The organism is Lacibacter sp. (assembly GCF_035299325.1).
Lineage (GTDB): Bacteria > Bacteroidota > Bacteroidia > Chitinophagales > Chitinophagaceae > Lacibacter.
The window spans coordinates 78,250-99,901 of sequence record NZ_DATGWT010000043.1; the positions used below are offsets into that span (position 1 = coordinate 78,250).

General features: G+C 40.6%; 20 protein-coding genes. 11 read left to right on the top strand and 9 right to left on the bottom strand.

The window, feature by feature from the left end:
- Positions 1-121 precede the first annotated feature (121 nt).
- Positions 122-811: a response regulator gene (locus VK159_RS23370; protein ID WP_324232595.1), complete on the bottom strand. Its 690-nt coding sequence runs from the start codon at positions 809-811 to the stop codon at positions 122-124.
- Entirely contained in the window at positions 808-1,884 is a 1,077-nt protein-coding gene (locus VK159_RS23375; RefSeq protein ID WP_324232596.1) for a sensor histidine kinase, read from the bottom strand. The genes VK159_RS23370 and VK159_RS23375 overlap by 4 nt, the downstream gene beginning before the upstream one ends.
- Positions 1,885-2,034: 150 nt before the next feature.
- On the opposite strand from VK159_RS23375, the gene VK159_RS23380 reads away from it, so the two are divergent.
- The 3 genes from VK159_RS23380 (at position 2,035) to VK159_RS23390 (ending at position 5,261) form a co-directional block, all read left to right on the top strand.
- Complete coding sequence (locus VK159_RS23380) at positions 2,035-4,011, top strand: KUP/HAK/KT family potassium transporter (RefSeq protein WP_324232597.1); 1,977 nt, start codon at positions 2,035-2,037, stop codon at positions 4,009-4,011.
- Positions 4,001-4,126 carry a hypothetical protein gene (locus VK159_RS23385; RefSeq protein WP_324232598.1) on the top strand — a complete coding sequence of 42 codons (126 nt, stop codon included), beginning with the start codon at positions 4,001-4,003 and terminating at the stop codon, positions 4,124-4,126. The genes VK159_RS23380 and VK159_RS23385 overlap by 11 nt, the downstream gene beginning before the upstream one ends.
- A gap of 88 nt (positions 4,127-4,214) precedes the next feature.
- Positions 4,215-5,261: a porin gene (locus VK159_RS23390; RefSeq protein ID WP_324232599.1), complete on the top strand. Its 1,047-nt coding sequence runs from the start codon at positions 4,215-4,217 to the stop codon at positions 5,259-5,261.
- Between the two features lie 69 nt (positions 5,262-5,330).
- Here the strand turns inward: VK159_RS23390 and VK159_RS23395 are convergent, their stop codons facing one another.
- The 4 genes from VK159_RS23395 to VK159_RS23410 form a co-directional block, all read right to left on the bottom strand.
- On the bottom strand, positions 5,331-6,758 hold the full coding sequence (locus tag VK159_RS23395; RefSeq protein WP_324232600.1) for an efflux transporter outer membrane subunit: 1,428 nt from the start codon (positions 6,756-6,758) through the stop codon (positions 5,331-5,333).
- Positions 6,736-9,981, bottom strand: a complete 3,246-nt coding sequence (locus VK159_RS23400; RefSeq protein WP_324232601.1) for an efflux RND transporter permease subunit — start codon at positions 9,979-9,981, stop codon at positions 6,736-6,738. Before VK159_RS23400 ends, VK159_RS23395 begins: the two co-directional genes overlap by 23 nt.
- A gap of 26 nt (positions 9,982-10,007) precedes the next feature.
- Complete coding sequence (locus VK159_RS23405; RefSeq protein ID WP_324232602.1) at positions 10,008-11,093, bottom strand: efflux RND transporter periplasmic adaptor subunit; 1,086 nt, start codon at positions 11,091-11,093, stop codon at positions 10,008-10,010.
- Between the two features lie 129 nt (positions 11,094-11,222).
- The gene (locus VK159_RS23410) at positions 11,223-11,642 is read right to left on the bottom strand and encodes a hypothetical protein (protein ID WP_324232603.1); all 420 of its coding nucleotides are present in this window, start codon (positions 11,640-11,642) and stop codon (positions 11,223-11,225) included.
- A 367-nt stretch (positions 11,643-12,009) separates the two neighbouring features.
- On the opposite strand from VK159_RS23410, the gene VK159_RS23415 reads away from it, so the two are divergent.
- Together VK159_RS23415 and VK159_RS23420 are read left to right on the top strand one after the other, a co-directional pair.
- Entirely contained in the window at positions 12,010-12,876 is an 867-nt protein-coding gene (locus VK159_RS23415) for an alpha/beta hydrolase (protein WP_324232604.1), read from the top strand.
- A gap of 68 nt (positions 12,877-12,944) precedes the next feature.
- A complete protein-coding gene (locus VK159_RS23420; protein ID WP_324232605.1) occupies positions 12,945-13,364 on the top strand; it encodes a hypothetical protein in 420 nt (139 codons plus the stop codon).
- A 165-nt stretch (positions 13,365-13,529) separates the two neighbouring features.
- Here VK159_RS23420 and VK159_RS23425 read toward each other — a convergent pair whose 3' ends face one another.
- Both VK159_RS23425 and VK159_RS23430 read right to left on the bottom strand, forming a co-directional pair.
- Positions 13,530-14,075 (bottom strand): hypothetical protein, encoded by a 546-nt coding sequence (locus tag VK159_RS23425; protein WP_324232606.1) that lies wholly within the window; start codon positions 14,073-14,075, stop codon positions 13,530-13,532.
- Between the two features lie 149 nt (positions 14,076-14,224).
- A complete protein-coding gene (locus tag VK159_RS23430) occupies positions 14,225-15,268 on the bottom strand; it encodes a hypothetical protein (RefSeq protein WP_324232607.1) in 1,044 nt (347 codons plus the stop codon).
- A gap of 128 nt (positions 15,269-15,396) precedes the next feature.
- Here VK159_RS23430 and thrS point away from each other — a divergent pair, with 128 nt between their 5' ends.
- The 5 genes from thrS to VK159_RS23455 all read left to right on the top strand — a co-directional run bounded on the left by thrS (position 15,397) and on the right by VK159_RS23455 (position 20,474).
- A complete protein-coding gene (gene thrS / locus VK159_RS23435; protein ID WP_324232608.1) occupies positions 15,397-17,328 on the top strand; it encodes a threonine--tRNA ligase in 1,932 nt (643 codons plus the stop codon).
- Between the two features lie 83 nt (positions 17,329-17,411).
- Positions 17,412-17,990 (top strand): translation initiation factor IF-3, encoded by a 579-nt coding sequence (gene infC / locus VK159_RS23440; protein ID WP_182801311.1) that lies wholly within the window; start codon positions 17,412-17,414, stop codon positions 17,988-17,990.
- 300 nt (positions 17,991-18,290) lie between these two features.
- Positions 18,291-18,488 (top strand): 50S ribosomal protein L35, encoded by a 198-nt coding sequence (rpmI, locus tag VK159_RS23445; protein WP_324232609.1) that lies wholly within the window; start codon positions 18,291-18,293, stop codon positions 18,486-18,488.
- A gap of 43 nt (positions 18,489-18,531) precedes the next feature.
- Positions 18,532-18,876 (top strand): 50S ribosomal protein L20, encoded by a 345-nt coding sequence (gene rplT, locus VK159_RS23450; protein WP_182801309.1) that lies wholly within the window; start codon positions 18,532-18,534, stop codon positions 18,874-18,876.
- A 167-nt stretch (positions 18,877-19,043) separates the two neighbouring features.
- On the top strand, positions 19,044-20,474 hold the full coding sequence (locus tag VK159_RS23455) for an arginine decarboxylase (protein WP_324232610.1): 1,431 nt from the start codon (positions 19,044-19,046) through the stop codon (positions 20,472-20,474).
- 70 nt (positions 20,475-20,544) lie between these two features.
- Here the strand turns inward: VK159_RS23455 and VK159_RS23460 are convergent, their stop codons facing one another.
- Positions 20,545-21,087, bottom strand: a complete 543-nt coding sequence (locus VK159_RS23460; RefSeq protein WP_324232611.1) for a hypothetical protein — start codon at positions 21,085-21,087, stop codon at positions 20,545-20,547.
- Positions 21,088-21,146: 59 nt separating this feature from the next.
- Between VK159_RS23460 and VK159_RS23465 the strand changes: the two genes are divergently transcribed.
- On the top strand, positions 21,147-21,599 hold the full coding sequence (locus tag VK159_RS23465; RefSeq protein ID WP_324232612.1) for a hypothetical protein: 453 nt from the start codon (positions 21,147-21,149) through the stop codon (positions 21,597-21,599).
- The last annotated feature ends 53 nt before the right edge of the window (positions 21,600-21,652 follow it).

Here is a 21,652-nt window from a genome sequence, read left to right on the forward strand (position 1 = left end):
TAAAAAAATGTCAGGAAAAACGCCAATTTTTCGGTGATTACTTTAAGAAATTTACAATCCCGATTTCCTGTACCAACTGCATGTGCTAATCAAAAGATTGGCTGATCATTCACAGGATGCATCAATTCATACTGCTCACAAATCGATAACCTACACCTGCTTCTGTTAACAGGTAAAGAGGCCTGTTAGGATCGTCTTCGATCTTCTTGCGTATCTGCGCAATGAACACACGCAAGTATTGGGATTGGTTGATATACCCCGGACCCCAGATCGCACGCAGTAAATATTGATGGGTGAGAACCTTGCCTTCGTTACGGATGAGCAGGGCTAACAGGTTATATTCTGTTGCAGTAAGTTTTAACAACTGGCTATTTTTCCAGACAGATCTTGTTGAGAGATCAACATTCAGATCGCCAAATGAGATGGTTGTTTCGCCTTCATCAGTATTGATCGTTCGTAGTGCAGAGCGTATACGTGCAAGTAACTCACCGGTGCGGAACGGTTTCGACAGATAATCATTTGCACCATTGTCCAATGCTTTAATAATATCCGCTTCATTTTTTTGTACCGAAAGAATAATGATGGGGTTTGTGTACCACTGCCGGAGTTTTTGTAATACGTTGTGGCCGCTGTCATCAGGCAAACCAAGATCGAGCAATATCAATTCCGGCGGATGATTCTCAGCCATGATCAAACCTTCTTTTGCTGAAGCGGCCGTTTTCGATAAATAACCATTGCTTTGCAATGTAATTTCCAGCAGCTTCCTCATTTGGGGTTCATCATCGATAATTAATATTTCTGATTTGTTCATGCTTTTATTGTTTCAAATCTGTTTGATTGCACAGGAAGCGATATTGTAAATTTTGCACCACCCAATGAAGATTTTTCCAATTCCACATTGCCGGCTAATGCTTCCGTAAAACCTTTTACAATGGAGAGACCAAGACCCGAACCTGCTGTTTTGCTTTTACTGTTTCGATCAAACTTATTGAGGATATCGTTAGCTTCAGTGTCAATGAATGTATTACCGCTGTCTTCAATTATTATTTGCAGAATGTCTGCATGACACACTGCTGATATAGTGATGCTGCAATTATCCGGGGTATGTATAGCCGCATTACTTAAGAGATTGTACAAAACCTGTTCAAGCATGCCTTTGTCGATACTGCAAAAAGGAAGTCCCGGTTTAATGCTGATCTTTATTTTCCTGTTCTTATGATTCTCTTCAACCGACTGTACAACCTGGTAAATTAATTCTTCTATATCGCACCAGTCGTATTTAGGTTGTATGTGCCCGGATTCTAAGCGTGAGATATTCAGGAGATTTTCTACCTGCTGGTTTAACCTGAAAGCCCCTTTTGCAATTTCTGCGATCAGTTGCTCATGGTTTTCTTTCGTGAGATTGGGGTTTGTTTGCAAATTATCAGTAGCGCCAATAATAGCCGCAATAGGAGTTCTCAATTCATGCGATAAGGAATTGAGAATAGTATTGTAAAGCTTTACGCTGTTTGCTTTTTCCTCTTTCAGCCGTGCATCTTTTTCGATCTGCCGTATTTTATAAGTAAGCACGGCATTGATCAATGCAATCACAAAATACATCAGCAGCAGAATCGTGTCTTCCGTGGTATCAACATGTATTGTAAAGCGTGGGGGTATAAAAAAGAAATCCCAGATAAGGGCACTTAGTACAGCCGAAAATAAAACAGGAAACACATCAAAGATCATTGCCAGCAACGATACTGTTACCAATAATACCAGTGCTGCCACCCTGTAACCAATGAAATCAGAAAACAAAAAACAAATTGCTGCAACAACGATAATAACAGCAATGCTTAACAGGTATTGCTTTGTTTTTGTGAGATTATTGAACAGCAGTTTATTCATCTTGTAACATTCAGAGCAAATGTAGCCCGCAGTTTATTTTATTGAAGATAACATGCATTTAAACGGTATAAAGATTTTATAAGGATTTTGGCCGTTTTTCTTTTCCGCTGATTAGCCCAACTAATTTTGTTCTTCAAAATTAAATGATAAATGTCTTCGCATAACAGGGTTAGTGTTGCAGGTCTTTTGATTGCATTAGGAATTATTTTTGGTGACATTGGTACTTCTCCGCTTTATGTTTTGAACGCCATTACAAGTGGAAAGACCATTACGGAAGAACTGATCATTGGTGCTCTTTCGCTGATCATCTGGACCCTTACACTGCAAACAACGGTGAAATATGTTATCCTTACATTGCGTGCGGATAATAAGGGTGAGGGCGGCATCTTTTCTTTGTTTGCGCTTGTGCGCAGAAGAAGAAAATGGTTGGTGATACCGGCAATGATTGGTGGTGCTGCTTTGCTTGCAGATGGTATGATCACCCCACCCATTTCTGTAACATCGGCCATTGAGGGCTTGAAACAAATTCCTGCATTTCATGACATCAGCCAATGGACAGTGATCATCATTGTGATCTGTATCCTGTCAGTCCTTTTCTTTTTGCAACAGTTTGGAACAGCTTTTATCGGTCGTTCGTTTGGGCCTGTGATGGCGGTATGGTTTGTTATGCTTGCTACTCTTGGATTTGCCCAGTTAGTGCAGGACCTGTCGATACTGAAAGCATTTAATCCCTACTATGGTATCAAACTGTTGATTGCCTACCCGAAAGGGTTTTACATTTTGGGTGGTGTGTTTTTATGTACCACAGGTGCAGAAGCATTGTATTCCGATCTTGGCCATTGCGGCAAATGGAACATCCGTTATTCGTGGATATTTGTAAAAACCTGTCTGATCATCAATTACCTTGGGCAGGGTGCATGGTTACTGCTGAATCATAACGGTGAGGTCATCAGTTCTTCATTGATCGAAGACGGGTTTAATCCATTTTACGGTATCATGCCGCATTGGTTTATTTACTTTGGTATTACCATTGCCACTGCTGCCACCATCATCGCCAGCCAGGCATTGATCTCCGGATCGTTTACGCTTGTGAGTGAGGCTATGCGGCTTAATCTTTTCCCGAAATTCAAGATCAATTATCCTACTGAGGCAAAGGGACAGTTGTATATACCTGCCGTAAATCTTTTGTTGTTCACAGGTTGTATTGGTATCGTGCTGTTCTTTAAGAAAGCTTCCAATATGGAAGCAGCATACGGTCTTGCCATTACAGTTACCATGATCGCAACGTCGGTATTGTTTGCAAATTATCTTGTTACAAGGCGCACAAAACCCGCATTTATTTATTTATACCTGGCTGTTTATTTTGCCATTGAGTTCAGTTTCTTCTATGCAAATCTGGAGAAGTTTCCACATGGCGGTTATGTTACATTATTGGTAGGAGGGCTGTTGTTTTTTGTGATGTATGATTGGTTCAAAGCAAGAAAGATCAAGAACCGATACATCGAATTTGTTCGTCTTGATCACTACATACAAAAGCTGCAGGAATTAAGTAACGATGTTACAGTACCTAAGTATGCAACACATCTTATTTATCTCACCAGTGCTGATAACCCCAAGGAGATCGAACATAAGATCATTTATTCCATCATGAACAGAAAGCCCAAACGGGCCGACATCTATTGGTTTATTCACGTTGATACTGTTGATGATCCTTATACAACGGAGTATAGCGTTACGCATATCATTCCCAACGATATTATACGGATTGAGTTCCGCTTAGGCTTCAGGGTACAGACACGCATTGACAGCATGTTCCGGAAAGTAGTGGAAGACCTTGTGAAAAACCGTGAAGTGAATGTAACGAGCCGTTACGTGAGCCTTGAACGGAATCATATTGCCGGTGATGTGCAGTTCATTGTTATGGAAAAGTATTTAAGCCAGGATAATGAATTGCCTTTCTGGGAACGTATTATGATGAAGTTCCATTTCTGGTTAAAAGAAATTTCGCTTTCAGAAGAAAGAGGGTTTGGATTAGATCCGAGTAATGTAACGGTAGAAAAGTTTCCGTTAATCGTTGCGCCTGTAAGTAATCTTCGGTTAAAGCGGATAGAAGAGTATGAAGGATAAACGAAACAATATTGTTTCTGTTTTGATCGTGCTGTTTTTCTGGATCGTGGCATTGGCGCTGTTATACGTAGTGATCCAAAAAGTTATTTATTTAATGCCGGGTAATCATTCTTGACACTTCTTTATACTTTTATTCAGAGAAGTGGATATCATAACAACGTATTCGGGTTCCATAGACGTTACGTATTAATTATTTATTCGGAATGAAACAATTGTTTGTTGCAATACTGCTGCGGTTTGTTGTCTGCCCGATACATGCACAGGATAGCGTTGCCGCTAAGCAATGGCAACTAAGCGGTTTTGCTGATCTGTATTATCAATATGACTTTAATGAACCGTTATCAAAAGAGCGGCCGCCGTTTGTGTATAATCATAAAAAGCATAATAGTCCATCAGTAAATCTTTCGCTGGTAAAACTATCATACAGCGGTGCGAAGTGGAAGGGGAACCTGGCATTAATGGCGGGCGATTATGCCCGGTATAATTTAGCGGCAGAGCCACATTGGTTACAATATGTATATGAAGCAAATGCCGGCTACAGGTTTACAGATAAATTTAGTGCTGAAGCAGGGATTTTTCCCTCTCACATTGGAATAGAATCAGCTATCAGTAAAGATTGCTGGAACCTGAGCCGTAGTCTGCTTGCAGAGAACTCGCCTTATTTTGAAACAGGTTTGAAGTTAAATTATGCATTCAATTCCAGGTGGTCGGCATCTGTATTGCTGCTCAACGGTTGGCAGAATATCAAAGAAAATAATAAGAGTAAAGCCATTGGTACGCAATTGGTATTTAAGCCTAACGAAAAGTGGTTATTTAATTCATCTTCCTTTATAGGTAATGAGCAACCTGATTCAGTTGCTGCTCTTGTTCGTGTGTTTCATAACCTGTACATTACCTATGAACTCGACAAAAAAATGAATATGGCTTTCCTGCTTGATGCAGGTGTGGAAGGCGGACAAACATGGTGGGGAAGTGCGGCACTGCTGCAATATAAGATCAATAAAAAAATGAATGCGGGTGCACGTGGAGAATATTACAGTGATCCACATTCTGTTGTTATCACGGCATTTCCCGCCACGGGTATACAAGTGAGTGGTTATTCATTCAATTTCGACTTTATTGCTTCAACTTGGTTAAGTGTGCGAACAGAAATGAAATATATGAATAGCGCTGCTGATAGTTTTGATCGCAGCGGAAAGCCGGTAAAGAAGAATATGTCATTTTTGCTATCATTAGCTGCAGGATTTTAATCAGAGTTTTTGTACTAAGAAAAGAACGCCCCGTTTTTCATGGGCATTCTTTGTTTGCTATTTTTTCTCTTAATTCCAACCGCCACCCAACGCTTTATAAATATTTACTTTGGCATCGAGTTGTTTCAGCTTGATTTCAATCAGATCAATTTTTGATTCTAATGCTTCCCGTTGCGTTAACAGCACTTCAATATAATCTGCTCTTGCAGAACGGAACAGGTTGTTTGAAATAGTGATCGACTGTGTGAGAATGTCCACTTCTTTTGCCTTCGTTTCATAACTCTTTGTGAAGTTGTCCATTCTTGAAAGTTGATTCACCACTTCGATATGCGCATTCAAAATGGAACGCTCATAATTATAGACAGCCTGTATCTGTTTTTCATTGGCATTGAAGTAAGTGGTTTTAATTGCATTCTTATTGATTAATGGTGCAACCAGGTCACCTGCTAAATTATAAAGGATCGATTCGGGTCTGATCAGATACACCGGATTGAACGCCTGCAAACCAACACCGGCCGTAAGACTGAACGATGGATAGAAATTCGCCTTCGCTACCTGCACATCTAATTTCATTGCTGCAAGTTCTAACTCAGCTTGTCGAATATCCGGACGATAAGACAACAGTTGAGAAGGGACACCTGCAAAGATCGGATCAAGCACCAGGTTGTTGAACGCAGCCGAGTTGCGTACAACAGGTTGAGGAAAACGCCCTGCCAAAAAATTGATCTTGTTTTCTGTTTCAACAATCTTCTGCTGTATGTCGTATTGCAGGTTTTTTGTGTTGAGTAATTGCGCTTCAAAGCGGTTAACAGCTAACTGCGTAACCTTCGCTGCATCTTTCTCCAGTTTCACTACCTGCAAGGCGTTGCTTTGCAGTTCAATATTCTGTTGAATAATCGCTAACAGATTATCAAGTGCCATCAACTCATAATATAATTCGGCTATTTCTGCAATGATCGTTGTAACCATAAAGTTTTTTCCTTCAATGGTTGATAAATACCTCAGCACCGCTGATTTTTTTGCAGTACGTAGTTTCTTCCACACATCCAGCTCCCAGGTAAAGTAGGTACCTACCATGAATTCGCCAATGTATGGATGGCCTTTATCCGGACTTGATTTCCAATCTTCTTCCGAAATACCATCCCATGTGTATTTACCTGCTCTGTCGGCAGCAGCACCGGCTTTCAAATGTAGGAACGGCATGTATTCACCTTTACGTGCCATGATCTCATTCTTACTCATTTCGATTTCACGTAAGGTAATATTCAACTCCTGGTTATTGTTGAGCGCTGTATCGATCAATGCAAGAAGATTGGGATCGGTAAAATAGTTTTTCCATTTTATTTGTACCGAGTTGGTTGTATCCTTCGAATTTGCGTAAGCAACGGGAGTAGATTTGTTTTCCTGTTTACTGCTAACAGCAGGTACTTTACAGGCACCCAACCATACTATGCAGATAACAAGTGCAATGTATTTAGCTGTTATTTTCATTTTCATTTGTATTTGTGTTTCTGATTCGTTTGATTAATTTTTTGATTTTCTTCGTCAGTGCAGCCTCGGAACGGCTTTCAACAAAGTCTTCACTCAACGGATTTTCATCTTCGTCCCTGATGAGATGTTTGCCTTCCGACAGTTTGCCGAATATGAAATAAAGTCCCGGGACAATGATGACACCGAAAATGGTTCCGAATAACATACCACCTAATGCAGATGCACCTATGGTATGGTTGCCAACAGCGCCCGGTCCGGTAGCAAGTACCAATGGAATCAAACCCGCAATAAATGCAAACGATGTCATTAAGATGGGACGGAAACGGGCTCTTGCACCTTCAATGGCTGCATCAAGAACAGTAGCGCCTTTGTTGTGTTTCTGCACAGCAAACTCAACGATCAGTACTGCATTCTTTCCAAGTAAACCAACCAACATAATCAGTCCCACTTGCGCATATACATCATTCGCTAATCCCATACTTTTTAATAACAGGAACGAACCGAATATACCCGGCGGAAGTGAAAGTAACACTGCAAAGGGCAACAGAAAGCTTTCATATTGTGCAGCAAGAATTAAATACACAAAGAAGAGTACCACAAGGAATAAATACAATGCTTCGTTTCCTCTTCTTGCTTCATCGTATGAAAGGCCTTCCCATGCAATATCATAACCACGTGGTAGTTTTTGTGCAGCTACTTCTTTAATTGCTCTGATCGCATCGCCTGATGAATAACCCTTCGCCGGTATACCATTAATGAGTGATGAAATGTACAAGTTGTAACGTGCAATTTCATTTGGTCCCTGTGTCTTTTTTATTTTCATGAAAGCTGAGTAGGGAACCATTTCACCATGATCGTTCTTAATAAACATATTCAGAATGTCGGATGGTTGTTTTCTGAATTCAGGACCGGCTTGCGTATAAACTTTATAATAGTTATTGAAACGGATAAAGCCTTGCTCGTAGGTACTGCCGATCATGATGTTGAGGTTTTCCATGGCATCACCAACAGAAACTCCTTTTTGCATGGCCAATTCATTATCTACAATAATTTCATATTGCGGATACTTGGCTGAGTAAAAAGAAAATAAGCCATTCAACTCTTTTCTTTTTTTCAGTTCTGTCAAAAACTCTGCATTCACTTTGTCGAATTCCTGGTAATCTACATCACTGCCTTTGTCTAATAAACGCAGGGAGAAACCATCCGACGTACCATAGCCCGGAACTGCCGGTGGTTCAAAGTATTCGATATTAGCCGGAAGATCTTTTGATTCTTTTTCCAACTCTTCAATTACTTCTTTCACCGATTGTTTTCGTTCCGACCAATCTTTCAAGTTGATCAAACATGTACCTGCATTTGATCCACGACCTTCGGTAAGAATTTCATAACCTGCCAATGAAGTAACCGATGCAACACCTTCAATTTTCCTTGCAATGAACTGAAGCTTTCTGGATATTTCATTGGTACGTTCAAGTGTAGTACCGGGAGGAGTTTGAATGATGGCATAGATCTGTCCCTGGTCTTCACTGGGAATAAATCCTGCAGGTAACACTTTATTGACGCCGGCAATACCAAACGCAAATGCAATTAAAACTCCGAACGTAACCACTCTTCTGTTTACGATCAGCGTCAGGAATTTGGTGTACTTACCTGTAACACGTTCGAAGCTTCTGTTAAACCAATCGAGAAACATACTGATTGGTGTTTTCCTTTTTGGTTTGCCATGCGTGTTCTTGAGTAAGATGGCACATAACACCGGCGTAAGCGTAAGCGCCACAAAACCGGAAATAAAAATGGCGCTGGCCATCGTTAATGAAAATTGACGGTAGAGTACACCAACAGGTCCGCTCATAAATGCAACCGGTACAAATACCGAGATCATAACTAATGTGATGGCAATGATGGCGCCACTGATCTCCCGGATTACTTTCTTCACCGCAGCAAAAGGAGAGAGGTTTTCTTCTTCCATCTTCACATGCACAGCTTCCACCACCACAATAGCATCATCCACCACCACACCAATGGCGAGCACCAATGCAAATAACGTAATGAGGTTAATACTTAACCCAAAGAATTTCATCAATGTAAATGCACCAATAAGCGATACAGGTACAGCAAGAATGGGAATGAATGTAGAGCGCCAATCGCCAAGGAAAATAAATACAACAATGGCCACAAGAATAAACGCTTCCACCAATGTGTGCAATACTTTTTCAATGGATGCATCCACAAATTTTGATACATCGTAATTGATCTCGTAATCAATACCCGGTGGAAAATCTTTTTTCAACTCCTGCAGTTTTGCTTTTACTTCATCGATCACGATACTGGCATTACTGCCGGGATTTTGTTTCAGTACAAGCGATGCGGAAGGATGGCCATCTTTGTTTGAGTAGATATCAACAAACTCACTTCCTACTTCCACTTCAGCAATATCTTTCAGCTTCAGTAGTTCACCATTAGCATTTGCCTTGATAATAATATCCTGGTATTGCTCCGGTGTATTGTACCATCCTTTATATGTAAACACGTATTCCTGCGATTGTGCGGTTTTTCCGGAACTGAGACCAACTCTTCCCGGCCTTGCCAATACACTTTGCTCATCAATTGCTTTCAATACTTCATCAGCAGAAATGCTGTAGGCTCTCATCCGTTCAGGATTTAACCAAACACGTATAGCAAATGATCGGCTGCCGATTGCCTGTGCAAAGCCCATCCCTTTTATCCGTTGCAGTTCAGGTAAGATGTAAGTATTTGCATAGTTGAATAAAAATTTTTCATCAACATTTTTTTCCTTACTGTAAAGGTTCAGGTACATCAACATACTTGGTTGCAACGGCGAGATGATCACACCTTCACGTTGCACCAACGGAGGTAAGTTGGTCATCACCTGGTCAACTCTTGATTTTACACGTACCGCAGCAAGTGTGGGATCGGTGCCTGGTTCAAAGATCACTTCAATCGTTGCTTCACTTGCACTGGTAGCATCACTCAAAATATATTGCATGCCCTGCACGCCATTGATGGCACGTTCAAGGATGGTAAGTGTTGATTTCACCAATACATCTGCATTGGAACCGGGGAATTCAATAAAGATGTTTACCCTTGGTGGAGCTATTTCAGGAAACTGTGCCACCGGTGATGTGTTTATTGCCAATAGTCCCATGAAAACGATCACGATGGATAAGGCAATAGCAAGAACCGGTCTTTTAATAAACTTATTAAACATTGTGCTTTTGTTTTTTGGTTCCTGCCTTACTCGGCGTGTAAATTGTTTAACTCAGCTAATTCTTTTGCAAAAGGAACAAACTCATAGGTGATCTTCTCGTTGTTCTTCACCTTGCCTAAACCTTCTGCAAGAATTTTGTCTTTTGCACTAAGACCTGTTGCAACAATATATAAGTGTGGCAGTTCCTGTGCAATGGTGATTTGTTTTGCCTTCAGCACATTATTTTCATCAACGATGTACACAAACTTTTTATCGAGCACATCGAAGGTTGCTTTTTGCGGAATGAGTACGGCGTTCTTCAGCGTAACCGGCATCATGATATTCCCTGTTTCTCCGTGACGAAGAATTCCTTTTGGATTTTGGAATGTTGCCCTGAAAGCGATATTGCCTGTTTCATTATTGAAATCGGCTTCAATGGTTTCAACAACACCGGGTACATCAAACAACTCTTTGTTGGCCATTTGCAACAGCACCCTTTGTGCGTTTTTCGTTTTTGCTTTCCGGATATAGTCGAGGTATTCGGCTTCAGGTACGTTAAAGTACACCCACATTCTGCTGTTATCTGAAAGCGTGGTGAGCAATTCACCCTCATCAATCAGGCTTCCTAAACGTTTCTGAAAACGATCCATGATACCATCGAATGGTGCACGTATTTCTGTAAAGCCTAAATGAGCCTGCGCTAATGAAAGCTCGGCTTTTGCTTTGTCGAGCTTTGCTTTTGCAAGCGCCAGTTCGTTGGGCGATACAACATTATTGTCGGAAAGACTTTTAGTATTTTTGTATTCAATTTCAGCAAACTCCATTTCGGCTTTTGCTTTTGCTACCTCGGCCTGGTAAATAACGGGCATGATCTTGAATAGCAGCGTTCCTTTCTTTACAAACTGTCCTTCATCTACAAAGATTTTTTCGAGGTAACCTTTCTCCTGCGATCTTATTTCAATATGACTGGCAGACTGTACCTGTCCAACGTATTCTTTATAAACGATCGTATCCTGTTCAACGGGACTGGTTACTAAGAATTTTGTGTCTGCTTCTTTTTCTTCTGTTTTGTGTTTGCAGGATGAAAAAATAAATGCGGTTGCCACAATGGCGAGAATAAATATCCTCTTCATTAAAATATCGATTTAAGGTGGTGAATAAATAAAACAGAACATCCATTAAGCTTTGTATGAATGCTCTAATGCAATGATGGCTATATGGAATGGTCCATATACTGCAAACGTTAGATTGTTACCGAAAAATTAAGAGAGGTGGCTCTTCCAGGAATGATAGAGAATAAAAAAAGGAATAGAGGGGCGATTGCTGACAGAGGATGTCAGTTGCAAGTACCGGCTTTTTAAACCGGTCGTATATTCTAATTCATCTGATGAATGCGTCTTGCTAAAATGATTCCTGCAATCATCAGCCGAGGTCTTTCTGTTATTGTAGTCATCTTCCTCTTCAAGAAATTCCATTTCCCACTCTAAAGGGTTAGGCTGGATGGGGAGATGATAAGAAATCTGTGGGTTAGAAAAGATTTGCTGCGAATGAAGCCGGGAACCGTTTTCTTGTTTTGTGTTTTCTGCCAGCTGCGTATAAGCAAATGCTGAAAACTGTTGCAACGAAAACGCAAACACAAAAATCAGGAACAGGCTGTATTTAAAAGCTGCCTTAACTGACAAATAGAGTTGGTTGGTGAATTTTATGTTTCTGCTTTTTCCCTGCATTCAGTGGACGAAAGTACAAACAGATTGCTATATCTTAAAAAAGTTGTGGATTTTTAGCAGAACGGTTGAAACAATCAACCGACTGTTTAAAAATAACAACTGTTCGGTAAACAGCTGGTTTTTCATTGGTATATTTTGGGCAATAACTCAATACCCTGCAATATCAACGTGTGAATTCTGCAACTCTTTTTACAAAACATGTAAGAGGTCAGGGGCTATCAATCAGTATGTTTACAAGTGGTAAGCTTAAAGTGAAAGGATTGAATACGCTTGTGTTTGCGACTGACAGAAGCAACAACGAAACAGTTTAAAAACGAACGCCATGCAAACAGAAATGAAAGGATACGATCTAAGTATTCCGGTAAGCAACTTTAATTTATCGTATGATGATTTGGGTGAAGGTGACACACCGGTCATCTTCTTACATGGCTATCCCTTCAGCAAAGCAATGTGGAGGAAGCAGCTTGAATTTTTACAAACAACCAATCGTGTGATTGCTTGCGATATTCGTGGGTTTGGAGATTCAGAAGATGAATCGTCGATCCTCAGCATTGATCTGTTTGCAGAAGATCTGCTGCAGTTCATGGACAGTTTGAAAATTGAAAAAGCAATTGTTTGTGGGTTATCTATGGGTGGTTTTATTGCACTCAATGCACATAAACGTTTTCCGGAACGCTTTGAAGCATTGATCCTTTGCGATACACAATGTATTGCCGATACGCCTGCAGTAAAAGAAAAGCGCTATAAAACGATTGATGATATTTCTGCGAACGGAGTGAAAAATTTCAACGATGGCTTTATTGAAAATGTTTTTCATAGAGACAGCTTGAGTAATAAAAAAGAATTGGTGGAAGAACTACGCAAAGTTGTGTTTGAAAATTCTCAGCATATTATTACGGCTGGGTTAACTGCTCTTGCTGAGCGGACTGAAACCTGTTCTACGTTAGGTGCCATCAGTATTCCAACTATGATCATTTGCGGAAGGGAAGATACAGTAACGCCACTTGCGCAATCAGATTTTATGCATCAAATGATCGAAGGGTCAACAATGCATGTGATCGACAATGCAGGTCATGTATCAAATCTCGAACAGCCCGATGAATTCAATCAGTATTTGCTTGATTTCTTAACTGCTCAGAGCGTTACACAAAAAGAAACGTTTCCGGAGAATGAGGAAAGTATTAAATAAGTTTTCTTTTACAAAACGCAGTGAGCAATCAGTATTCTTAACAACAGTATTTTAAAATAAAAAACTACATGAAGCAGCAACAGAAAAGAGTGGCCGGAGTTTATCTCGACAGTACGAAAGCGGTGGTGATACGTCCGGCACCGGATTATGAAGAAGGCGATTATATAATCCAGGACAAAATAGAAGCAGAAATCCACGACCGGTCCGGTGATAAGGACTCGAGAAAACAGGCCAAGCAAACGGATCTTTTGAAATATTATAAATCAATTGCGGCACTATTACAGGCCTATGAAGAGATTTACATTTTTGGTCCGGGCAATGCACAGGAGCAATTTCAAAATCATTTGAAAGACGATGCACAGTTTAAACAGAAAGAGTTTTCCATCGACAGTTCAGAACAAATGACCGAGCCGCAAATGATCGTGAAAGTGAGGGAGCATTTTAGTGAGCAGTCTTCAACTGTTCCTCTTGTGAAGGAGGAGGAGTAATAGGTAATTTTTTACTTCTCTTCAAAGCTTGAGAAGCGTGTGAATAATTAGAGAGCCTCTGCATTCGCAGAGGCTCTCTAATTATTTTAGCGTTGTTTCTCAATAAAGATGTGCAGTCACCTCCGGTTGATTCTCGTCAAAAACAAACCAATCAGCTTTTATATATTATTCATCTGATTCTTCTTTGGCTCTCCTCCTTTTAGATTCAATGTAGTTTACTAAAGTTCTCTGGTTGCCTAAGAATAATAATCCAATAATCACTTCAGTAATAGCTATGATCATTCTGCTATAATCGAAAGGAGATGGCGCAAATAATCTTTTTCTTGAATCATTGAATTCATAAAAGAAATAGATCTGTTTAACAAGGTCGGGAATAGAAAATGTCAAAACTAGAAGGCCAGTAATAATGATGGCAATAGTATAAACTGAAGATCTATGCAAATTAACAACCAGAGGCTCATCGCTCAATTCGGATGCTAATTTGAGTTTGGAAACAAGAAGACTTGTTTTGAATAAAAGCAGATAAACAATTCCTACATATATTCCAAGGTATAGCAAAGAAATAATAAGAGAAAAGAAGGCCATTGCACCTGATACCTCAAACATTTGAAAAAAACTATTTAGTACAGGAGGGATAGCTGTTAAAACATCTTTAATGAGATAGATACCAAATACTTTTAGGATGATAATAAAAAGGTCTTTTGCTTTCATACAGGTTGTTTTGTTATTTAGAAACGGGGTTGGTTTGCTTTGATAAAAGTAAATATATACACGAACTAACAAAAAGCCACTGCATTGGCAATGGCTTTTAAAATATTATTAAACGATGTGCAGTCTCCTTTCAGGAGAACAGACATCTATCAACTCTTAAACCGAAACACCACACTACCGTTCTTCTTATCATCTGCACTTAAAAACACTTTGTGGTATTGTTCACCGTTTTGCACACGCATGATGGCTGTGTTGGGAGGTATGCGTCCCTGGTTCTCAGCGTACATGGTAAGTGTGTTATCTCTTCCACGTATTGCTTTCAGTTTTACAACAATGGGTTTATCGCTCAGTGTTTTTTGTGAAACAACTACTTCACCGTTGAATAACACAGTAATAATATCACCATCGATTTCTGCATTATCATATAAATTCACCGTAATATCTTCTTCTTCAATCGGAATAGTTTCAAATACTTTGCTTTCACGTTTCTCTAAACCATTCGGCAGTTTAGGTGCAGGAATATTTGCTTTTACTTCAGCGTTTGTTTTTGTTTCTGTTTGATTGTCCACTTTCGTAATGGCCGGACCTGTTGTAACAGGTGTTTCTTTTTTCGGTTGTGTTTTTACAACTTCCGGTTTTTCTTTTGGCGGAGTGGTTGGTTTTGTTGTTGGTTTTTGTTGGGTTGGAGCCGGCTTGGGATTGGTCCGTACCGTATTGTTATTTTGCGCAGGTGGTGTAGTGATGATGTTTTTCACCAACTGCTTGCGTGAAAGAACGGTTGTACCCATCCCACATTTATCTTCATCACGTGCGCCTTTCCAGCTTCCTTCCAGTTCTTCGGTATCGCCTTTCTTAAAATAAGTGAGCGTATGTACCTGGAAACAATCTTTAAACCATTGCGGTGTATTGGCCTTTACCCGTTTTGTTTCTTTGGCAACAATGGTTTTGCTGCGTGGATCGAGATTGCCTTCAATGGCACAGATGGTATAAAAACGTTTCCCTTCAATAATAAAATAGGTGGTTGATGTGCCTTCCACTTTGTTCCCGTTTACTTCAAGCTCAAGGAAATATTCGGTGCGTGAGCCACCGGGATCGCCTTTGGCATCAAAGCTGCCGCTCCATTGTCCGCTGTACTTTTGCGCAAAGGTTATGGACGAACAAAAAAGGAAAGCCAGTAAAAGAGTCTTCTTCATGATGTAAGTTCTGTTCAATACTCCTGCAAATTACACATTTGAAAAAAAAGGGTTGGCGAAAGGCTTTGTTAATTTTCCTTCAGCAATGATTCGTTACCTTTGTCCACCTAAAAAATCAAACGAAGTTCATGAAGATCAGTTTTCCCGATGGCGCAGTAAGGGAGTATGAGCAAGGTGCATCAGCCCTCGACATCGCCAAATCAATCAGCGAAGGATTAGCAAGAAAAGTGTTGGCCGCAAATGTTAACGGACAGGTGTGGGATCTCACACGCCCCATTAACGATGATTCTTCTTTGAAACTGCTGACGTGGGATGATGCTGAAGGAAAGAACACGTTCTGGCATAGCAGTGCTCACCTAATGGCAGAGGCTGTGGAATCTTTATTCCCCGGTGTGAAATTCTGGGTAGGTCCGGCTTTGGAGAAAGGTTTTTATTACGATATGGATCTCGGCGACCGCAAGATGAACGAGGAAGATCTGGCGATACTGGAAAAGAAGATGAACGAACTGGCTAAGAAGAACAGTCCTTACCAGCGCAAAGAAATTTCCAAACAGGATGCAGTTGCTTATTTCTCGGAGAAAGGCGATGAATATAAACTTGATCTGTTGCAGAACCTCGAAGACGGTGGCATTACCTTGTATTCACAAGGTGAGTTTACTGATCTCTGTCGTGGGCCACATATTCCCCACACCGGTTTTATCAAAGCAATTAAATTAACTTCTATTGCAGGAGCTTATTGGAAAGGTGATGAAAAGAACAAACAGCTTACCCGTGTGTATGGTGTAACCTTCCCCTCACAAAAGGAATTGGATGAATACCTGGCGATGCTGGAAGAAGCAAAGAAAAGAGATCACCGCAAACTCGGTAAAGAGTTAGGTATTTATACAATGGATGATGATGTGGGTCAGGGTTTGCCTTTATGGATGCCCAATGGTACCATCATTATTGAAGAGTTGGAAAAGCTGGCAAAGGAAACTGAAGGAGCTGCAGGCTACAAGCGTGTGGTTACGCCGCATATTGCAAAAGAAAGCATGTACCTCACCAGTGGTCACTTGCCGTATTATGCAGATAGTATGTTTCCTCCAATGGAAATGGATGGAGAGAAATATTATCTCAAGGCAATGAACTGTCCGCATCATCATAAAATATTTGATGCTGAACCAAAGAGCTATAAAGATCTTCCATATCGTATTGCAGAATACGGTACCTGTTACCGTTATGAACAGAGTGGGGAGTTGTTTGGTTTGATGCGTGTACGTTGCCTGCACATGAACGATGCACATATTTATTGTAACCGTGATCAGTTTGCTGATGAGTTCCGTGCGGTGAATGATATGTACCTGAAGTATTTCAAAATATTCGGTGTTGACAAATATGTGATGCGTTTGAGTTTACATGATCCTGCCAAGCTTGGTCAGAAATATGTGAACGAACCGGAACTGTGGCAGGAGACCGAAGCGATGGTACGCAGGGTGCTCATCGAATCAAATATTCCGTTTATTGAAGTGCAGGATGAGGCGGCTTTCTACGGCCCGAAGATTGATGTACAGATCTGGAGTATTATTGGCCGTGAGTTTACTCTTGCAACCAACCAGGTGGATTTCAACAGCGGTAACAAGTTCAAACTTTCGTTTACGAATCAGAATAACCAACCGGAAGTGCCGTTGATCATTCACCGTGCGCCGCTTGGTACCCATGAACGTTTCATCGGTTTCTTATTAGAGCATTATGCCGGTAAGTTCCCGTTATGGCTGGCACCATTGCAGGTGAAAATTCTGCCGATCAGTGATAAGTTCATGGATTATGCAAAAACCCTGTTGAATAAACTGAAAAAAGCAGATATTCGTGCTGAGATTGACGACCGCAGCGAAAAAATAGGTAAGAAGATCAGGGATACAGAGCTTGCGAGAGTTCCTTATATGCTGGTAGTGGGTGAGAAAGAAGTGAACGAGGGAAAAGTAGCGGTTCGTAAACAAGGTAAAGGTGATGCAGGCGTGTTTGATGCAGATGAATTCATCGCTGCTGCAACACTTGAGATCAAAGAAAGAAAATCAGAATAATTAATTTCTCTTCTGCCCCTGAAGAGAATTATAAACACAAATGAACAGTTGCTTCCTGAAAGGGGTATGGAAGCAGAATTAATATGGCATTTCCACAAAGACCTCCGAGGGGACGTTTTATTCCCCGTAAAGAGCCAGAACATCGCATCAACCACATGATCCGTGTACCGGAAGTACGCCTGGTTGGTGACAACATTGAGGTGGGCGTTTACCCAACTCAGAAAGCTTTACAAATTGCACAAGACCTTGGTTTAGACCTGGTGGAGATCTCTCCGCAAGCGGTACCGCCAGTTTGTAAAGCAATCGACTACAATAAGTTCCTTTACGAGAAGAAGAAGAAGGAAAAGGAAATGAAGTCGAAAAGTAAGTCGGCTGAACTGAAAGAAATTCGTTTTACACCAAATACGGACGATCACGATTTTGATTTTAAAGCCAAACACGCTGAAAACTTCCTGAAAGAAGGTAATAAGGTAAAGGCTTATGTTCAATTTAAAGGTCGTGCCATCCAGTTTAAAGAAAGGGGAGAACTCGTGTTGCTGAAATTTGCTGAGCGCCTGAAAGATGCAGGTCAGGTGGAAGGGTTTCCTAAATTGGAAGGAAAGCGGATGTTGATGATCATTGCGCCAAGAACGGCGAAAAAGAAGAAAGAAAACGCTGAATAATAGCAGAAACCGCCTTCCTAAGAGGCGGTTTTTTTATTTGAGGCACAAGGAATTGTGTGAAAAACCAAAACCCAATTGCCAAAGGATAAGTAACAAGCTGCCTTGGCGACTTTGCTCCGTGGCCATCTTTGCGAAAAGGCATAAAAAAACTACCCCCAATCCAATCTTTTCCGGAGTTATTGCCTACATTTGCGCTCCCAAATCGGGAGGCTGGAAACAGCCGGTATTGCCCAAACGGCCCCCTAAGTGTTCTGCCTGTGCAGAGCCGCCAGCAGGGTATCATTCTTAAAGAGCATTCAAATGCCAAAGGTAAAAACGAACTCAAGTGCCAAAAAAAGGTTTAAAGTAACCGGCACTGGTAAGATCATGCATCAAAAGAGTTTCAAACGTCACATCCTCACAAAGAAATCAAAGAAACGTAAGCGTAACATGCGTCTGGACGGAGAAGTAGCACAATCTCATGTACACTTTGTAAAACGTTTATTGCGTCTTAAATAAGATGCAGCTGTAAACCCAATTTATAATTTAAAAACATTAAGATATGCCACGTTCAGTAAACGCAGTTGCATCGAAGCAACGCCGCAAAAGAATTCTCAAGCAAGCCAAAGGCTTCTATGGCAAACGTAAAAACGTTTATACAGTTGCCAAAAACGTAGTTGAAAAGGGTATGACCTACAGTTATGTTGGTCGTAAACTGAAAAAGCGTGAATACCGTGCGCTTTGGATTGCCCGTATCAACGCAGCAGTAAGAGAAGAAGGATTGACTTATTCTGTATTCATCAACAAGCTGAAAGCAAAAAACATTGATCTTGACCGTAAGATCCTTGCTGATTTGGCGATGAATGAACCGGAAAGCTTTAAGCAACTGGTTGCATCAGTAAAATAATCATCACGTGATTTTTATATAGCCCCGACAGAAATGTTGGGGCTATTTGTTTTTGCTAACTACTAACGGCTGGTGGCTAACGGCTTCTTCTCCTTGTCTTCGTGGCGGCAAAAAAATCTTCATGCCCCTGCATTTATTTTTACGATAAGTTTGTGCAAAAATTAAAGGTGACAAACGACCCACGAAATTTTCAACTGACCAACCAAACGTACACCGACCTGGTGCATCAAACATTCAACTTCCCGCAAGAAGATTTTCATTTACAAAACGGTTACCTGCAGTTTAACCATCTTGATCTGAAAGCCCTGATCGATAAGTATGGTACACCCATGAAGCTTACCTATCTGCCCAAGATCGGGATGCAGATCAAAAAAGCCAAGAAGATGTTTGACACTGCTTTTAAAAAGCACAGGTACGAGGGCAAATATTTTTATTGCTATTGTACCAAGAGCAGTCACTTCTCTTTTGTGGTGGAAGAAACATTGAAGAATGAAGTTCATTTGGAAACTTCGTTTGCTTACGATATTGAAATTATCAACAAGCTCTATCAAAAGAAAAAGATCAATAAGGATATACAGATCATTTGCAACGGGTATAAGCAGAAAAGTTACATCACACGTATTGCAAAATTGCTCAATACTGGTTTCAAAAATGTAACACCTGTTCTTGATAATAAAGAAGAGTTACAGCAATATAAGAAAACAGTGAAAGTGCCTTTTAAAGTAGGTATTCGTGTGGCTGCAGAAGAAGAACCAAATTTTCCTTTCTATACATCCCGTCTTGGAATTCGTGCAAGAGATATTCTTGAGTTTTATGTTGACAAGATCGAGGGAAACGAAGATCGTTTCCAGTTGAAGATGTTGCATATCTTTTTGAACAAGGGAATTAAAGATGATATATATTACTGGAGTGAGTTGAATAAAGTAGTGAACCTTTATTGCCAGTTGAAGAAGATATGTCCTGAATTGGATTCAATTAATATCGGTGGTGGGTTTCCGATTAAACACTCTCTCGGTTTTGAATACGACTACCAGTTCATGATCAATGAAATAGTAGCGACCATTAAAAAGACCTGTAAGAAAGCCGGTGTTCCAATGCCAAATATTTATACGGAGTTTGGAAGTTTCACCGTGGGAGAGAGCATGGCTCATATTTATTCTGTGCTTGCACAAAAAACACAGAATGATAGAGAGAACTGGTATATGATCGATTCATCGTTCATTACCACCTTACCTGATACATGGGGTATAGGTGAAAAATTCCTGATGTTACCTATCAACAAATGGGATAACGATTACCAACGTGTGGTGCTCGGTGGCATTACCTGCGACAGTCATGATTATTATGATTCAGAAGAGCATATCAATGAAGTGTTCCTTCCAAAATTAAACGGAGACAGCACAGAGCCTTTGTATGTTGGCTTCTTCCATACAGGTGCTTACCAGGATCAGATCAGCGGTTACGGTGGTATTAAGCACTGTATGATCCCTTCACCCAAGCACATCATTGTCGGGCACGATAAGAATGGAAAGCTGGTAGATTGGGTATATGCCAAAGAACAAACAGCACAGAGTATGCTGAAGATACTTGGTTATTGATCGAACAACACATAAAGCAAAAGCCTCCCGATGAATACATCAGGAGGCTTTTTATTTCAACTTCTGCTACTTACAAGTTAGGGTTGCTCGTACGACTTGGTCTTTTGCCACCGTTTTGCGGTGTGTTATTCGGATATCTCTGCGGATAACTTGGATACTGCGGGTATTGCTGAGGATATGTTCTTACATTTCTGTCGTCCCAATCCCTGTCATCATCGTGACGATGATTGCAATTGCCGTTCTTATTTCCCTTGCCCCTTCCTTTTGCATAATCCTTTGCATGTCCACCATATATCTTCTTGGCCTGGCCCGGAGGCAAATTGCCGTGGTTGCAATTGTTGTTATTTCCGTAGCTGCTGTTACGTTGATTACGTGGATAGCTCATACGGCCATCAGGATAACGCACAGCGCCATCGGGGTAACGTGTTGTACCATCCGGGTATTGAATTGTTCCGTCGGGCCATTGGCGGCTACCATCCTGTCTTACAACCGGGCGGTTTGTACGGTTGCCGAAAATATCTCCTCCTCTCGGAAATATCTGAGCCGATGCTGAAGTAGTTGCTACGATCATCATCAGGGCTAATGACCATTTGTAGAATTTTAAGTTTAGCATAGTAGGTATGTTTTATACTTGTATTTCAAACTATTTGCCAAATGCTTAAAACAACAGGTATGAAATGTGTTCTTACGCTTTATTTAACAATACTCATGGGTGTAAATGCTTCTGCACAAAGCACAGAAGATTCTGTAAAGACTGTTGTTAACAATTTATTTGCAGCCATGAAAAATGCAGACTCAGTTGCATTAAAAAATGTGTTCTCTGATTGGGCTGTATTGCAAACCATCAGCCGCACAAAAGAAGGCGCAACAACCATACGTACAGACAATATCAATCAGTTTGCATCCTTTGTGGGCAAATCAAATAAAGGCGATGCTGATGAGCGTATCACTTTTGGTGCAGTGCATATTGATGGAGCATTGGCAAGTGTTTGGACACCGTATGAATTTTATTTAAAAGGAACCTTCAGTCATTGTGGAGTAAACTCATTTCAGCTTGTACGGATAAATGGAGTTTGGAAAGTGCAATACCTGATCGATACAAGAAGAAAGACAGATTGTCAATAACAACCCCATCATTCGAATAAAAGAAGCCGGTGAATATTCACCGGCTTCTTTTA

What these genes read in the sequence shown, in the direction of transcription:
- VK159_RS23370 (WP_324232595.1), bottom strand. Translation starts at nt 811, where the DNA reads ATGAACAAATCAGAAATATTAATTATCGATGATGAACCCCAAATGAGG.
- VK159_RS23375 (WP_324232596.1), bottom strand. Translation starts at nt 1,884, where the DNA reads ATGAATAAACTGCTGTTCAATAATCTCACAAAAACAAAGCAATACCTG.
- VK159_RS23380 (WP_324232597.1), top strand. Translation starts at nt 2,035, where the DNA reads ATGTCTTCGCATAACAGGGTTAGTGTTGCAGGTCTTTTGATTGCATTA.
- VK159_RS23385 (WP_324232598.1), top strand. Translation starts at nt 4,001, where the DNA reads ATGAAGGATAAACGAAACAATATTGTTTCTGTTTTGATCGTGCTGTTT.
- VK159_RS23390 (WP_324232599.1), top strand. Translation starts at nt 4,215, where the DNA reads ATGAAACAATTGTTTGTTGCAATACTGCTGCGGTTTGTTGTCTGCCCG.
- VK159_RS23395 (WP_324232600.1), bottom strand. Translation starts at nt 6,758, where the DNA reads ATGAAAATGAAAATAACAGCTAAATACATTGCACTTGTTATCTGCATA.
- VK159_RS23400 (WP_324232601.1), bottom strand. Translation starts at nt 9,981, where the DNA reads ATGTTTAATAAGTTTATTAAAAGACCGGTTCTTGCTATTGCCTTATCC.
- VK159_RS23405 (WP_324232602.1), bottom strand. Translation starts at nt 11,093, where the DNA reads ATGAAGAGGATATTTATTCTCGCCATTGTGGCAACCGCATTTATTTTT.
- VK159_RS23415 (WP_324232604.1), top strand. Translation starts at nt 12,010, where the DNA reads ATGCAAACAGAAATGAAAGGATACGATCTAAGTATTCCGGTAAGCAAC.
- VK159_RS23420 (WP_324232605.1), top strand. Translation starts at nt 12,945, where the DNA reads ATGAAGCAGCAACAGAAAAGAGTGGCCGGAGTTTATCTCGACAGTACG.
- VK159_RS23425 (WP_324232606.1), bottom strand. Translation starts at nt 14,075, where the DNA reads ATGAAAGCAAAAGACCTTTTTATTATCATCCTAAAAGTATTTGGTATC.
- VK159_RS23430 (WP_324232607.1), bottom strand. Translation starts at nt 15,268, where the DNA reads ATGAAGAAGACTCTTTTACTGGCTTTCCTTTTTTGTTCGTCCATAACC.
- thrS (WP_324232608.1), top strand. Translation starts at nt 15,397, where the DNA reads ATGAAGATCAGTTTTCCCGATGGCGCAGTAAGGGAGTATGAGCAAGGT.
- infC (WP_182801311.1), top strand. Translation starts at nt 17,412, where the DNA reads ATGGCATTTCCACAAAGACCTCCGAGGGGACGTTTTATTCCCCGTAAA.
- rpmI (WP_324232609.1), top strand. Translation starts at nt 18,291, where the DNA reads ATGCCAAAGGTAAAAACGAACTCAAGTGCCAAAAAAAGGTTTAAAGTA.
- rplT (WP_182801309.1), top strand. Translation starts at nt 18,532, where the DNA reads ATGCCACGTTCAGTAAACGCAGTTGCATCGAAGCAACGCCGCAAAAGA.
- VK159_RS23460 (WP_324232611.1), bottom strand. Translation starts at nt 21,087, where the DNA reads ATGCTAAACTTAAAATTCTACAAATGGTCATTAGCCCTGATGATGATC.
- VK159_RS23465 (WP_324232612.1), top strand. Translation starts at nt 21,147, where the DNA reads ATGAAATGTGTTCTTACGCTTTATTTAACAATACTCATGGGTGTAAAT.